The organism is Variovorax sp. V213, assembly GCF_041154455.1.
Taxonomy (GTDB): domain Bacteria; phylum Pseudomonadota; class Gammaproteobacteria; order Burkholderiales; family Burkholderiaceae_C; genus Variovorax.
Map to the genome: position 1 here is coordinate 3,151,136 of NZ_AP028664.1, position 14,500 is coordinate 3,165,635.

Here is a 14,500-nt window from a genome sequence, read left to right on the forward strand (position 1 = left end):
CAAACGCAGGAGTTACCCGGTAGGCACTTGCCGGCCTATCGCTTGCAATTAGATCGCATGCGATATATCATCCGGTCCATGCCTTCCAAGCAGCTCCCCGCCAAGTCCGCCGACGCCCCCCAGGGCGACTCGCTGGCGCTGGACGAGCAGCTCTGCTTCGCGCTCTATTCGACGATGCTGAGCCTCAACAAGGTCTACCGCGGCCTGCTGCGCGACCTGGACCTCACCTACCTGCAATACCTCGTCATGCTGGTGCTGTGGGAGCAGGACGCCATCAACGTGTCCGAGATCTGCGCGCGGCTCGCGCTCGAGACGACCACCCTCACTCCCCTCCTCAAGCGGCTCGAAGCGCGCGGCCTCATCCAGCGCGTGCGCTCGGCAACGGACGAACGGCAGGTGATCGTGTCGCTCACCGCCGAAGGCCGCGCACTTCGCGGCAAGGCCAAGGCTCTTCCTTCATGCCTCGCCCAGGCCATGGAGCTGCCGCCAAAGGACATCGTCAAGCTGCGCACGCAGTTGCGAACGCTGCGTTCCAACCTCGACAGGAACGCGTGATGGCTTGCCGCATCCGCCTTCCTGCTTCTTTTTGCCATTTATATCGTACGCGATATAAATACGAACGATAGTTTTAATCTGCATTAACCACGACGTCAAAAAAGGAACGCACCATGTCCGCAAACAGCAAGAATCTCACCGCCACCCCGACCCGCCGCAGCCTGCTGGCCGGCGGCGCTTCCATTGCAGCCGGAGCCCTCGTGGCGACCGGCTTTTCCAAGGCGGTATCCGCCGCCTCCTCCGCCGCGCCGAAAGCCGGCGCGGTTCACGCCTCTTCGAAAGGAAATCAGACCATGAGCAACATCATCGTTACCAAGGACGGCACCCAGCTCTACTACAAGGACTGGGGTTCAGGCCAGCCCGTCGTGTTCAGCCACGGCTGGCCGCTCAATTCCGACAGCTGGGAATCGCAGATGCTGTTCCTGGCATCGCAGGGCTACCGCGCGGTGGCGCACGACCGCCGCGGCCACGGCCGCTCGAGCCAGCCCTGGAACGGCAACGACATGGACACCTACGCCGACGACCTGGCCACGGTGATCGAAACGCTGGACCTGAAGAACGCCATCCTGGTCGGCTTCTCGACCGGCGGTGGCGAGGTGGCGCGCTACATCGGCCGCCACGGCACCAAGCGCGTGGCCAAGGCCGCGCTGATCTCGGCCGTGCCGCCGCAAATGCTGAAGACCGCCGCCAACCCCGGTGGCCTGCCAATGGAAGTGTTCGACGGCCTGCGCGCAGCGCAGCTCGCGAACCGCTCGCAGTTCTACAAGGACCTGCCCTCGGGTCCCTTCTTCGGCTTCAACCGGCCGGGCGCCAAGGTCTCGCAGGGCCTGATCGACTCGTGGTGGGCGCAAGGCATGCTGGGCGGCCACAAGAACACCTATGACTCGATCAAGGCATTCTCGGAAACCGACTTCACCGAAGACCTGAAGAAATTCGACGTGCCGACGCTGATCATCCACGGCGACGACGACCAGATCGTGCCGATCGGCGCCTCGGGCCTGGCCTCGGCCAAGCTGGTGAAGAACAACAAGCTCATCGTCTACCCCGGCGCGCCGCACGGCCTGACCGACACGCACAAGGAGAAGTTCAACGCCGACCTGCTGGCGTTCATCAAGTCCTGAGCGTTCCGACAGGGCGTGTAGCTGGGGCTTGTTTTCCCCCTCTCCCTCTGGGAGAGGGGGAAAGACCTCAAGCCCCTTCTTCGTACCAGCGATCCTTCGAGAGCATCACCCGGTGGTGCCCACACCCCGCCGGCATCATCGGAAAGCAGTTCTCCTGCGCCGCGACCTGCACATCGAGAAAGAACGGTCCTTCGCTGGCCAGGCATTCGGCAAGCGCCGCCTCGAGCTCGCACGGGTCCGACACGCGCCGCGCTCCCCAGCCGAAGGCCTTGGCCAGTGCCACGAAATCGGGCAGCGCTTCGTTCCAGCTGTGGCTCAACCGGTTGCCATGGTTGAGCTCCTGCCACTGTCGCACCATGCCCATGTAGCCGTTGTTGCACAGCACCAGCTTCACCGGCGTGCGGTGCTGCACGGCCGTCGAGAGCTCCTGGATGTTCATGAGCACCGAGGCATCGCCGCTCACGCACACCGTGAGCGCGCCGGGGTGCGCAACCTGCGCGCCGATCGCGGCCGGCAATCCGTAGCCCATGGTGCCGGCACCACCCGAAGTGAGCCAGCGCCGCGGCCGATCGAAGCGCAGGTATTGCGCGGCCCACATCTGGTGCTGGCCCACGTCGGTCGACACGATGGCGTCGCGACCGGCGATGGCGCGCTGCAGCGACGACATCAGCTGCTGCGGCAGGATGGCGTCAGCGCTCGGCGTGAAGCCGAGGCAATCTTGCGCGCGCCAGCGTTCGATGCGCTGCCACCAGGGTGCAAGGCGCTCTGGCGCAAAGTCGTTCGCGGGCAGCAGCGCGAGCAAGGCTTGGACGATGGCGCCGCAATCGCCGACCATCGGCACGTCGACCTTCACGACCTTGTTGATGCTGCCCGGATCGATGTCGATGTGGATCTTGCGCGCGTGGGGGCAGAACTCGTCGAGCTTGCCGGTCACGCGATCGTCGAAACGCGCACCCACGCACACCACCAGGTCGGCCTCGTGCATAGCCAGGTTGGCTTCGAGCATGCCGTGCATGCCCAGCATGCCGATGAACTCCGGGTTCGACGCCGGAAAGGCGCCGAGCCCCATCAACGTGAGCGTGCACGGCGCATGCAGCCGATGCACCAGCTGTGCGAAGGCCTCGCATGCGGCCGGCCCTGAGTTGATCAGCCCGCCGCCGCCATAAAGCACCGGCCGGCGCGCCGTCGCGATCAAATCGGCGGCGCGCTGAAGCATGGCCCGAGGCGGCAGCGGCGCCCTGCCCGTGCGGACCGCGCGCAGCGGCCTGGCAGTGGCACCATGGCCAAGGCGCATGAGCTGCACATCCTTCGGCACATCGAGCAGCACCGGCCCCGGCCGCCCGGAAGCCGCAATCTCCAGCGCGCGCCGCACCAGCTGCGGCACATCGTCGGCCGCGCGCACCTGCTGGTTCCACTTGGTCACTGGACGAGACATGCCGAGCGCATCGCTCTCCTGGAAGGCCTGCGTGCCGATCACCCCCGTCGCGACCTGCCCGCTGATGCACAAGAGCGGCACCGAATCGCTGATCGCATCGAGCAGGCCGCTGATGGTGTTGCCCACCCCCGGCCCCGAAGTGACGAGCACCACGCCCACGCGCCCCGTGGTGCGCGCATAGCCCTCGGCGGCATGCACCGCGGCCTGCTCGTGCCGCACCAGCACATGGCGCAGCCGCGGTTCGCCATGGAGCGCGTCATAGAGCGGCAGCGCGGCGCCACCCGGGTAGCCAAAAAGCGTGTCGACGCCGCATTCGACCAGTGTGTCGAGCAGGGCCTCGGCCCCGTTGCGCACACGGGCCGTATCCGCGGTGGCCACGGGTTGCAGGGTGGGAGGAGAAGTCGGAGAAAGGTCGAGCAGTCGCATGCCGTCGATTCTTCCGGTTCTGATGCAAAATTTGCTTCTTTCTTTTGGCTCTTTCGACCAATTTCATGAAAACCCTTCGGAAAACACCCGCCAACGAAGAAGGATCTTTCGACAAGATCGATATGGCGATCCTGCGCGTGCTGCTGCTCGACTCGCGCAAGACCCTGCAGGAGATCGGCAACGAGGTCGGCCTGTCGCCCACCAGTTGCTGGACGCGCATCAAGAAGCTCGAAGCCCAGGGCGTGATCAAGCGCTACACCATCGACGTCGATCCGGCCAAGCTCGGCTATCACGATTCGGTCATCGTGCAGGTCACGCTCGAAAGCCACACCGACGAAACGCTGTACGACTTCGGCCGCGTCCTCGCAACCATTCCGGAGATCCAGGAGGCGTACCTCGTGTCGGGCGACTACGACTACTACATCCGCATCGCGGTGCGCGACACGCGCGACTACGAACGGCTGCTGCGCGAAAAGCTCTACAAGATTCCGGGCATCCGCCACAGCAAGTCGCACTTCGTGCTGCGCGTACTGAAGGAAACCAGCGTGCCCGTCATCTGACCGGGCCGAGGCCGCGCACGCGGGTCCGGATTTCTGCAGCCGTCAGTGCACGAGCCAGCCGTTGATCTCGTCGATGACTTCGACTTTGGCGCCGCCCGCGAGAGCCTGCAAGCGTATCCGCGACATCAGGTAAACGAAGCGGGCCTGCGCCAGGTCACGCTGGGCGGAGACCTTCTGTTGTTCCGCGGTCAGCACGTCAGGCAAGGTGCGGCTGCCAGCCTCGAACGAGCGGCGGTTCGAGATGACGACCTGCTCTGAGGAACGCACCGCCTGTTCGAGGGCCCTGACCCGCAAGACGCCTTCCGTCACGCCGCGGAACTCGCGGTGCAGCCGCACCCCCAGGTCGCGGCGCATGGCTTCGAGGGCCTCTTCGGCACGCTGCTGGCCTGCGATCGCCTGCCTCACGGTAGAACTCACATGGCCGCCCGAATAGAGAGGAATGCTGAGCTGCAAGCCGATGGACTTGTTGTTGTAGCGGGTCTTGATGTTGTTGATGGTGTCGCTGTCGTTGCGCGACCACTGCGCGACGGCGTCCAAGGTCGGGTAGTGGCCGGCTTGTGCCTTCTCCACCTCATGTTTGGCCGCTTGCACCTGCGCGACGAGCGACTGGAGTTCCGGGCTGCTGGTCTCGGCCCGTTCGACCCAGTCTTCCAGCCGGTCGGGCGACGGCCGGACGAGCCGCATCCTGGACGAGTCCAGCGGTGCCAGCCGGTCGATCGGGCGATTGACCAGGCTCTGGATCTGCCGGCGTGTGAAGTCCAGGTTCTGGCGCGCCTCGAGTTCCTGCGCCACGTTGAGGTCCAGCGCCGCACGTGCTTCGTCGATGTCGGTGCGCGTGCCGAAGCCTGCGCTGAACCGCTTCTGCGCGGCATCGAACTGGGTCGTGTAGGCCGTCTTTTGCGCCAGCACCAGCGCAAGATGTTCCTCGGCCAGGAGCGCCTCGAAATAGGCGCCGCTCACGCGGACGCCGACGTTCTGCGTCTCGCGTTCAAGGGTTGCCTCGGCATCGTCGACCTGCGCCTGCGCCTGGCGGTAGTCGGCCATCTGGTACATGCGGAAGATGGGTTGCCTCAGGGTCAGCGCCTCGCTGCTGCTGGTATAGCGCAGGTTGGACGTGACCAGTTGCCCGGAGGCATCCGGCGAAGTTCTTTCCAGCCAGTTTCGATAGCGCGAGACGCTCGCCGACAAATTGGGAAGCAGTTGCGCGCGGGCCTGCGGCAGGCGTTCGCGCCGGGCGTCCGTGGCAGCCCGCACCGCCCGGATCGTCGAGTCTTGTTCCAGTGCTTCCCCATAGGCCTGCGACAAGTCGAGCGACCAGGCCGGCCCGGAGAGAAGGACGGCGGCAGCAGCGAATGCCAGCAGGTTTTTCTTCACCTTCATTCTTCCGTCATCGAGGCGGCGATGCGCTTGGTGAGCGGATGCAAAAGGTAGACGAGCAGCGAGCGCTCCCCCGTCTTGAAGACCACCTCGACCGGCATGCCCGGCTGCAGCGAACGTTTGCCGAGCTTCTTCAGACCCTCCTGCGTCACGGCCACCCGCGCAAGGAAATAGCTCACGTTGGTCTGCGGGTCGGTCAACAAGTCGCCGGACACCGAAACCAGCTTGCCCTGCACCACGAGCTGCGGAGAATGGGCAAAGCTCGAGAAGCGCACATCCACCGGTATGCCGGCGCGGACGCGGTCGATCAAGTGAGGTGGCACCCGGGTCTCGAGCAGCAAGGGCTCGTTGGCAGGAACCACGTCCATCAGTTTTTGCCCCGGTGCGATCACACCGCCAACGGTCTGTGCCACCAGCGCCACCACCTGGCCCGAAGCGGGCGAGCGGATCTCGGTCCGGCCCAGCTCATCGCGCAAGGCGACGAACTTCTCGAAATCTCCAAGCACTTCCCGGCTGACATCGGCCTGCTGGGTTTCCACCTCCTTGTGGTACTCCTGCTGCCGGGCAATGGCACGCTGGCGAAGCTCCGCGATCGATCGCCGCGCCCGGCCCATGTTGCCGATGAGTTCGGCAATGGAGGTGTTCGATTCCGCAACCTGGCGCTCCATCTCCAGCTGGCGATTGCGCGGGGCAAACCCTTCGCCGACCATCTTGCGCGTCTGGCCCAGTTCCTCGTTGAGAAGCGACAGCTGGGTTCGGCGGCTGCCCAACATGCTTGAGTAAGCCTGAGACAACTCTTGCTGGCCCTGGATGTTCTCTTCAATCGATTGCAGGTCGGCGCGCAAGGCGGCGCGGCGCGACCTGAGCAGTTGCTCCTGGTTGAACATCTGTTGCCGGATCAGCGGGTCCGAAGCCGCCGCCTGCAAGTCCGGATGAAAGTCGATGGTGTTCTGGCCGGCCTGTTCTGCCAGCAGCCGACTCTGTATGGCACGAAAACCCAGATACCGCTGCCGCACCGTCTCGAAGCTCGCCCGGGCCGCGGCGTCGTCGAGCTTGAACAGCAACTGGCCCTCCTGGACCTGATCGCCCTCGCGCACCCGCACCTCCTTGAGGATGCCGCCGATCTGGTGCTGGACAGCCTTGCGCTTGGTGTCGATGGACACCTGCCCCTGGCTCGGCACGCCCTCGTCCAGCGGAGCAAATGCGGCCCACAGCAGAAAGCCGCCGAATCCGGCAGCCAGTGCCCACGCGCCGATGCGCCCTGCACGGCCGAACTCGTTCCTGAGGCCACTTGCATCGTCCTGCGACGGGTCGTTGTCCTCGACCGGCACGGGGTTGGAAGTGACGTCCCTGAGAAGATTCGGTTTGGCCATTTGAAGCTCCCGGAGATGAATCGATGACTGGAGGAAGGCGCCGGCTCAGGCCGACTGCACCAGGGCCGCCGTTCGCACTGCAGGCTGCGGGCGACGAAAAGACGCAAGCACGGCATCGCGCGGCCCGTCCGCGGCCAGTACGCCATCGCTCAGGACCATGAGGCGGTCGGCCACGGAAACCGCGCCTTGGCGGTGCGTCACGAGGAACACCGTTTTTCCCTTGGCCTTCAACTGCCGTATGGCGCACACCAGTGCGGCCTCCCCGGCGTCGTCGAGGTTGGCATTCGGCTCATCCAGGACAATGAGCGAAGGGTCGCCATAGATTGCACGCGCCAGTCCGATGCGCTGCCTCTGCCCGCCGGAAAGCAGGCTGCCTGCGTCCCCGATGGGGGTGTCGTAGCCTTTGGGGAAACGCAGGATCGTCTCGTGCATGCCGGCGCTGCTTGCGGCCTCGATCACCTTGCGCGAGTCGGTCTCGCCGAGCCGCGCGATGTTTTCGGCAATGGTGCCGCCGAACAACTCCACGTCCTGCGGCAAATAGCCGATATGCGGCCCCAGCTCCAGGCGATTCCAGCCACCGATGGGCACCCCGTCGAGCAGCACCGAGCCGGAAGATGCGCTCCAGATGCCCACCATGACCTTCGCCAGCGTCGACTTGCCCGAGCCTGAAGGGCCCAGCACCGCGACCACGGTTCCTGCGGGAACCGCAAACGAAATATTCTTGAGGATCGGTGCCGCTCGCCCAGGGGCCCCTGCAGAGACACCTTGCAAGCCGATGGTGCCGGTCGGTCCGGCCCGGGAAGGGACATGGTCCTGCTCGGGGAATTCGTCCAACAGTCTTTCGAGGCGCTGGAAAGCGCTGCGGCAAGCCACAAAGCCACGCCACGTGCCGACCAGCTGGTCGATGGGCGCCAGTGCGCGGCTCATCAATACGTTCGCTGCGATCATGGCGCCTGGCGACAACTGGCCATCGATCACCAGCAGCGCGCCTGCCCCCAAAGCGAGCGACTGCTGGCTGTAGCGTATGAACTTGCTCCAGCCGGCAACGCGGTTGATGAAGCCCTGCGCCAAGGCGCCCTTGTCCATGGAGGCTGCATGCTGGCGATTCCAGCGCTTTTGCAGATTGGCGACCATGCCCATCGATTCGAGCACCTCGATGTTCCTCAGCTTGCTCTGCAGGTCGCCCATCGTTTCGCCCGCGGCTTTCAGGACCTCTTCCGATGGCGCGACGGTCTGCCTCTGGCCGAACCACGCCAGTGCCGCCTGGACCAGCGCGAACCCCAGCGAGAGGACCCCGAGCCAGGGATGAAGAAAGAAGATCACCACGATGTAGATCGGCGTCCAAGGTGCATCGAAGAGCGCAAAGACGCCTGGGCCGGTGAGGAACTGGCGGATCTGGTTGAGGTCTGCGAAGGGCCTGGACTTGTTGGACGCCGACTGGCCGAGATAGGCCTGGAAGCTTCCGTTGAACACCCGGGTGCTCAGTTGCCGGTCGAATCGCAGGCTGGCCCGCACCAGCAGGCGCGAGCGCAGCCACTCCGACAAGGCCAGCGCCACGAAGAAGATCAGCGTGATCAAGGACACCGCGAGCAAGGTCAGTTCGCTTTGGCTGGACAGCACGCGATCGAATATCTGCAGCATGTAGAGCGTCGGCGCGAGCATGAGCAGGTTGGACAGGAAGCTCAGCGAGCCGACCAGCAGGAACTCCCTTCGGAACCCCCAAAGAGCGCGCGCCAATTCGCTGCGGCTGAAGAACGATGGTTTGTTCATGGCTGTGGGCTCGCCTCCGGCGCGACGCTCTCGGCGTTTTCGGCATCGCGCCGCCTCGACACCGGCTGGTTTGCCGCCTTGCGCACGCGGTCCATCGCCTGCTCGCCGGCTTTGCGCAGCGCAGCCAATACTTCGTCGCGTGCGCCGAACCCCTGCATCGTGCCGTCGCTCAGCACCAGCATCTTGTCGGCCACCGCCAGCACGCTGGTGCGGTGCGTCATCACGACGAACGTGGTGCCGCGCGCCTTGAGTTTCAGAATGGCGGCCGTCAATGCGGCGTCACCGGCATCGTCGAGACTCGAATTCGGTTCGTCGAGCACCACCAGCGCGGGCTCGCCGTAAAGAGCGCGCGCCAATGCAACCCGCTGCCGCTGACCGCCCGACAGCACCGTGCCTTCGGGCCCCACGGGGCTGTCGTAGCCCAGCGGAAGGCTCGTGATGTAGGCATGCAGGTCGACGGCCAACGCGGCCTCCTTGACCTTCGCAGGCCGCACCTCTCCAAAGCGCGCAATGTTTTCGGCCAGGGTGCCTTCGAGCAACTCCACGTCCTGCGGCAGATAGCCGATGTGCGGGCCGAGCTCGGCCTTGTCCCACGCGAACACGTCCGCGCCGTCCAGCCGCACCTTGCCGCCCGCCGCCGGCCAAAGGCCGACGATGAGGCGTGCCAGGGTCGTCTTTCCCGCGGCAGAGGGTCCCACGACGGCAAGCACCTCGCCAGGCAACAGGCTGAAGGCCACGTTCTTCAAGATGGCCGAGCCTCCGCCTGGAGCGCCTGCCACAAGGCTTTCGACTTGCAGCGCGCCTTTGGGCGGCGGCAAGGGCATCGTCTCCGGCCGCGGCGCGATGGCGCTCAACAGGCTGCCCAGCCGCTGCCATGCATCGCCCGCGTGGACCACCATGCGCCATTGCGCCACCAGCAGCACCAGCGGCGCCAAGGCCCGGCCGCCCAGGATCGAGCCGACCACCATCATTCCGGCATCGCCGTTGAGCTGGTTCTTCAGCAGCAGCCAGGCACCCAGGCCGAGCAACAGCGAACTCATGGTGACCTGCATGAACTTGCTGACGGCCTGGTAGGCCCCGGCGTTGTCCGAAGCCAAGGCCTCGCGCTGCAGGAAATCGCGCCGCTTGCCCATCCAGCGGCGATGGACGTCCCGCAGCATGCCCATCGACTCGATCACCTGCGAGTTTCGCAGCGCAGCATCCGCATACTGCTGCGCTTCGATCGCACATCGATTGGCCGACACCAGCGGCGGCCGCGTGTTCCGGTCGTTGAGCCAGCCCACGAACACCTGCAGCAGCGAGCCCACCACGGCCGACCAGCCCAGCACGGGGCTGATGGCAAACATCAGCCCCATGAAGACCAGCGCAACCGGCGCTTCCATCAGCGCCAGCAACGGCGGTGAATACAGGAACTCCCGCAAGGTGCGAAGGTCGTTGAGCGGCTGCACGGTGCCGCCCGGCAAGCGCTTGAGACCGGCTTCGAAGATGGCGGCGAACACGCGGTTCCGCAGCTTCTGATCGAGCTTCTGCCCGGCCCGGAACATCACCTCCGCGCGTGCCCAGTCGAGCACTTCCATCAGGCAGCAGGCGGCCAGGACCAGCAACGTCAGCATGGCCAGCGTGAGCGTACTGCGGCTGCTCACGACCCGCCCATACACCTCGAGCATGTACGCGCTCGGAGCCAGCAAAAGAAGGCCCGAGCACACACTGAACCAGGCCGCCCGCACGAAGTAGGCGTTGAGCCCTGTCACCGCCTGCCGCAGTTCGCCGGACTTTTCCTGAGCTTTCATGCCACCCCTCAGATTTCGAGTTCAATGCGCCTTGGCAGAGGCGAAGTGGCAAGGGGCGGCACTCCTGCTGCGCCCCTGCCAAGAGCTCGTTACGCGATAGGCTCCGTTTGGTTGGTTGTGGCGATCAGGTTGGCGATGCCATCGATCTCCAGGTGGACGTCGAAGTCGAAGTTCGCGTAGTCGGCATCGCCGTCGATCAGCTGGCCTGCAAAGTTCAGGTCCACGTCCGAATTGATGGTCGTCGATGTGATCACGTCGATCTTGATGATCTTGAACACGTCGTTGTCCGATGTATCGGCGTAATTCATCCCTGTCGCGGTCAGGTCCACCGAGCCATGGGTACTCAGGCTGACGCCCGTGCCGGTGAGGTCTTCGGTGCTGCTCAGGACCTGCACGCCCGCGATCTTGTAGTTGGCGCTGTCGTAGTCGTCCGTCCCGATGCTGACGATCTTCATGCCTCCTCCGGCGGACTGGTAGTCCGTCGCAGCGTTGGCAATCAGGAGCGTGGTCGTCGTGTTGGCGCTGTTCGTCTTGCTGACCAACTTCAGCAGGACGGCCACGTCCTCACCGTCCGTGATCTGGTCGATCGTGATGTTGATCGCGTCGGCATAGGCCTTGTCCGTGCCGACGATCGTCGCGTTGGGCCGTTGCGGCGGACTCGTCAGGTTGGGATCGCTCACCGGATTCGACCTGTAGTAGTCGAAATTCAGCAACTCGCCGGCCTGGACGGTGTCGGAGTTCACGCCGAGGGTGTCGGTCGCGACATTGACAAAACCCGCACTGACGCTGTTGAAGGTTTCGCCCGCCGTAAATGCGTGATCGCCGCCTGATACCAGGTCGCTGGTGTCGCTCGGAGGCGTGGCGGCCCTGGCGGACAGCACGCCGAAGAAGTCGCTGCTGTACTGCTGAACCACGATTTCGGGCGAGTTGTTGCCTTCCGTGTCGTATTTGAAGGAGGCCAGTGGCGAACTCGTGGAGAACGTCGTTTGTCCACCGAAGACCTGGTCCAGATCAAAGCTGAAAGTACCGTCCGTCTTGTTGAAGATGACCGTGCCGGTTGCCGCCTGTGTCGTGGTCGACGTCGGCCCGGGGTAGTAGTTGAAGCTGAAGTGGTAGGTGACCGTGGTGCCGTCTTCGGCAAAGTGCGTGACGGCCGCATCGGTGATGGGCCGCCCGCCGCCGGTCGTGCCGGTCAGGCTGTTGAGCACGATGCCATCGGTCGACGCGTTGTCCACGTCGTCGGCGCCCACGGAGAAGTTGTAGGTTCCGGCAATGGGCTGGGCGTCGTTCGCTCCGGTGAGGTCGGAGATCGCGGTCACCGTCGGGCCGTGGTCGTCAAACTTGACGTTGGCGCCGATGTTGAGCACCTTGGAATCGCTCGCCGTATCGCCATCCCCATCGGTGAGCGTCACGGTATTGGTGAGGGTGATCAAGGTGTCGACCATCGTGGCCTGCTGGGCCGCGTAGTTGGACCCCACGCCCGGTAGCGCGTGATCGATTTCCGCAAACTGCCGCAAGGTCACCGAGCCGGATGCGCTCACTGCCAGGTCGAAGATGGTGTTGCCGGCCGTGATGGCGCCCGCGGTGGCGGCCGTCGAACCGATGACATTCCCGCCCACCAGGTACAGCTTGATCGAGACGCCGTCGCTCGTGAGTCCGGATGCGCCGCCCGGCGTGGACAGGCCGAGCGCGAAGGTCGAGGCGGTGGAGCCCGCTCCATCGGCGCCGTAGCTGCTCGAGCTCACGCCGAAGGCGGTCGAGAAGTCCTGCGTGGCGGAGTCGGTGGCAGCGCCGATGGTGTCGGCGTCCTGCGTGTTGACCAGCGCCGTGTCGGTGGGCGTTGCCAGCACGATGGACGGGCCGTCGTCGTCGAACCTGATGTTGGCGCCGATATTGAGCAGCTTGGAGTCGCTGGCGGTATCGCCGTCCTGGTCGGTGATCGTCACCGTATCGCTGAGCGTGACCAGGTCGTCGGCCATCGTGGCCTCTTGGTCCGCGTAGTTCGACGATGACCCTGGAAGTGCGTGGTCGATCTCGGCGAACTGCTGCAGCGTCACCGAACCGCTTGCGCTCACGGCCAGGTCGAAAATGGTGTTGGTGGCAAGAATTCCGGCTTCCGTCCCGGATGTCGAACCGATGACCTTGCCGCTCACCAGGTACAGGTAGATGGTCGCCCCATCGCTCTTGAGCCCCGAGTCGCCACCTTGCGTTTTCACGCCTAGCGCAAAAAGCGGGCTGGTGGTGCCCGCCCCGTCAGCGCCATAGCTGCTCGAAGTCGTGCCGAAGGCGGTCGCGAAGTTCGTGGTGGCGGAGTCGGTGTTGGCTCCGATAGTGTCCGCGTCCTGCGTGTTGACCACCGCGGTGTCGGTTGGCGTCGCCAGCACGATGGAAGGGCCGTCGTCCTCGAAGTTCATCTGCGAGCCGACCTCTGCCGTTGCGCTGGAAACCTGCAGCAGCCTGAACCCCCCGATGTCGAAGTCCGCGTGGGTGTTGCCCGAGGCATTGAGGGCCGCCCCGTTCTCGACGAGTACCCGATTGTGGTCCGCTGACGTCGTGTATTCGATCGAGTAGCCAGCCTTGACGCCGGTGATCGTCGCGACGCCGTTGGTGATGCTGATGGCGATGGTCGAACTCAGTGCGCCCTCGGCGCCATTAGCGAAGGTTTCGAGAGCCGTCCCGGTGACGGAGTCGAGCACGCGCACGCTCGTGATCGAAACCACCGTGTCGCCTGCATAGCCGTCGATGAAGCTGTTGCCGGACTCGACCGCCGTGCTGTATGCGGTGACCTTGACCTGCGCACTCTTTCCGCTTTGCAACTGCACAATGTCGAAATCGGCAGTCCTCGCGCCGAACATGCCGGTGAAGTCGATGTTCGACTCCAGATCGGCCTCGTTCTGGTCCAGATTCGGAATGGTGACGTCCGCCCTGGCGCCGGTCACGAACGTGAAGCGGATGCCCTCCTGCTCGGTGATCATCTGGCTGTTGGTGCCGAACGTGGTCGGCCCGCCGGCCTGGCTGGTGTTGATCGTGTCACCGGTGTTGATGTTGACTCCGGTCGATTCATTCGCCGGGTCCTTGCCCGTCGCGATGATCGTCACGTCGGAAATCCGGCCGTCGACGATCGTCGGATCGGACTTCGTGAACATCAGGAACAGGTTCTGGCCAGATGGCGCGTTTGCGAGGTTGAACTCCGTATCCTGGCTGACACTGACGTAGACCTTGTTCAACAGGTTGACTGAATCGTCGGGGTTGGCGGCATCGGGATTCGATATCGCTTCGTACTGGACCATCCAGATCTTGGCGCCCGACACCGGGGTTCCCGTTTCCTCCAGGTAGGCGGCGAACACGACGACACCGCCGGCAGTCTTCCCGTAGACGACGTTGTTGTTGGTCGTGTCGGTGAACAGGAAGATGTCTTCGTTATCGGCGGTATTGAGGCCGCTGTCCAAGCCGTTGAGCGGAGCGCCGTTCGCGTCCGTGAATGCCATACCGGTGAAAGTGCCGGTCCCGCTGAGCGTGATTGCGTTGGTGCCGGTGTTGCTCCCGTTATAGCCACTCAAGGCGGCTTTGGTTGGGGCTCCCGCACCCACGGCGGTCAGGCGGTTGGTGAAGGCGGTCGGCAGCGAAGTTGCGAGGATGTCATTGTCGTTGGCGTCTCCCGCAGGTGCGGCGGTAGCGAGAAGGTTCTGCAAACCGGCGGTTTCGTCCAGAGTAACGGTCGAACCGGGTGTCAAAGTCAGCGGCATGTTCGCTCCTTGTTGTTAGGAAAAACCGGCCGACGGAGAACAGCGCAACTCGAGATGAGCTGCGTTCACTGGCAATTGACCAGGTTCACTTATCGGCAAGGGGAGACGATGCTGAACCGCGGGCCCGCGCACTGTCCATAGGTCGAAAGTTGTCACCCAAAGGATGACGCGCCGCGCCGGCCGTCGCGCCTGGACCCGCCATACATCTCGATACCTTGCGACGCCAGGAACCATTCCGGACAACCATGTAACCCTTTATCATTAATTCGAAGGTGCATTCAACAGGCACCCCGGGGGAAACATGCAAGTCCCACGCTCGTCTGCGGGGCTGGTTTCTGCGTGGAACG

9 protein-coding genes are annotated in these 14,500 nt (G+C 64.4%); 3 read left to right on the forward strand and 6 right to left on the reverse strand.

Annotation, left to right across the window (positions count from 1 at the left end):
• The first annotated feature begins 78 nt into the window (after window positions 1-78).
• Window positions 79-555 (forward strand): MarR family winged helix-turn-helix transcriptional regulator, encoded by a 477-nt coding sequence (locus ACAM55_RS14990; RefSeq protein WP_369652321.1) that lies wholly within the window; start codon window positions 79-81, stop codon window positions 553-555.
• Between the two features lie 113 nt (window positions 556-668).
• Entirely contained in the window at window positions 669-1,676 is a 1,008-nt protein-coding gene (locus ACAM55_RS14995) for an alpha/beta fold hydrolase (RefSeq protein WP_369652322.1), read from the forward strand.
• Between the two features lie 67 nt (window positions 1,677-1,743).
• On the opposite strand, the gene ilvB is transcribed toward ACAM55_RS14995, so the two are convergent.
• Window positions 1,744-3,537 carry a biosynthetic-type acetolactate synthase large subunit gene (gene ilvB, locus ACAM55_RS15000; protein ID WP_369652323.1) on the reverse strand — a complete coding sequence of 598 codons (1,794 nt, stop codon included), beginning with the start codon at window positions 3,535-3,537 and terminating at the stop codon, window positions 1,744-1,746.
• Window positions 3,538-3,602: 65 nt separating this feature from the next.
• Here ilvB and ACAM55_RS15005 point away from each other — a divergent pair, with 65 nt between their 5' ends.
• Window positions 3,603-4,097 carry an Lrp/AsnC family transcriptional regulator gene (locus tag ACAM55_RS15005; RefSeq protein ID WP_369652324.1) on the forward strand — a complete coding sequence of 165 codons (495 nt, stop codon included), beginning with the start codon at window positions 3,603-3,605 and terminating at the stop codon, window positions 4,095-4,097.
• Between the two features lie 42 nt (window positions 4,098-4,139).
• On the opposite strand, the gene ACAM55_RS15010 is transcribed toward ACAM55_RS15005, so the two are convergent.
• The 5 genes from ACAM55_RS15010 to ACAM55_RS15030 all read right to left on the reverse strand — a co-directional run bounded on the left by ACAM55_RS15010 (window position 4,140) and on the right by ACAM55_RS15030 (window position 14,153).
• Complete coding sequence (locus ACAM55_RS15010; protein WP_369652325.1) at window positions 4,140-5,477, reverse strand: TolC family outer membrane protein; 1,338 nt, start codon at window positions 5,475-5,477, stop codon at window positions 4,140-4,142.
• Complete coding sequence (locus ACAM55_RS15015) at window positions 5,474-6,847, reverse strand: HlyD family type I secretion periplasmic adaptor subunit (protein WP_369652326.1); 1,374 nt, start codon at window positions 6,845-6,847, stop codon at window positions 5,474-5,476. Before ACAM55_RS15015 ends, ACAM55_RS15010 begins: the two co-directional genes overlap by 4 nt.
• A 45-nt stretch (window positions 6,848-6,892) precedes the next feature.
• The gene (locus ACAM55_RS15020) at window positions 6,893-8,617 is read right to left on the reverse strand and encodes a type I secretion system permease/ATPase (RefSeq protein WP_369652327.1); all 1,725 of its coding nucleotides are present in this window, start codon (window positions 8,615-8,617) and stop codon (window positions 6,893-6,895) included.
• Complete coding sequence (locus ACAM55_RS15025; protein WP_369652328.1) at window positions 8,614-10,407, reverse strand: type I secretion system permease/ATPase; 1,794 nt, start codon at window positions 10,405-10,407, stop codon at window positions 8,614-8,616. Before ACAM55_RS15025 ends, ACAM55_RS15020 begins: the two co-directional genes overlap by 4 nt.
• An 89-nt stretch (window positions 10,408-10,496) precedes the next feature.
• Window positions 10,497-14,153, reverse strand: coding sequence for a DUF5801 repeats-in-toxin domain-containing protein (locus tag ACAM55_RS15030; protein WP_369652329.1), 3,657 nt, complete (start codon window positions 14,151-14,153; stop codon window positions 10,497-10,499).
• Window positions 14,154-14,500: the final 347 nt, after the last annotated feature.

What these genes read in the sequence shown, in the direction of transcription:
- ACAM55_RS15010 (WP_369652325.1), bottom strand. Translation starts at nt 5,477, where the DNA reads ATGAAGGTGAAGAAAAACCTGCTGGCATTCGCTGCTGCCGCCGTCCTT.
- ACAM55_RS14990 (WP_369652321.1), top strand. Translation starts at nt 79, where the DNA reads ATGCCTTCCAAGCAGCTCCCCGCCAAGTCCGCCGACGCCCCCCAGGGC.
- ACAM55_RS15025 (WP_369652328.1), bottom strand. Translation starts at nt 10,407, where the DNA reads ATGAAAGCTCAGGAAAAGTCCGGCGAACTGCGGCAGGCGGTGACAGGG.
- ACAM55_RS15030 (WP_369652329.1), bottom strand. Translation starts at nt 14,153, where the DNA reads ATGCCGCTGACTTTGACACCCGGTTCGACCGTTACTCTGGACGAAACC.
- ACAM55_RS15020 (WP_369652327.1), bottom strand. Translation starts at nt 8,617, where the DNA reads ATGAACAAACCATCGTTCTTCAGCCGCAGCGAATTGGCGCGCGCTCTT.
- ACAM55_RS15015 (WP_369652326.1), bottom strand. Translation starts at nt 6,847, where the DNA reads ATGGCCAAACCGAATCTTCTCAGGGACGTCACTTCCAACCCCGTGCCG.
- ACAM55_RS15005 (WP_369652324.1), top strand. Translation starts at nt 3,603, where the DNA reads ATGAAAACCCTTCGGAAAACACCCGCCAACGAAGAAGGATCTTTCGAC.
- ACAM55_RS14995 (WP_369652322.1), top strand. Translation starts at nt 669, where the DNA reads ATGTCCGCAAACAGCAAGAATCTCACCGCCACCCCGACCCGCCGCAGC.
- ilvB (WP_369652323.1), bottom strand. Translation starts at nt 3,537, where the DNA reads ATGCGACTGCTCGACCTTTCTCCGACTTCTCCTCCCACCCTGCAACCC.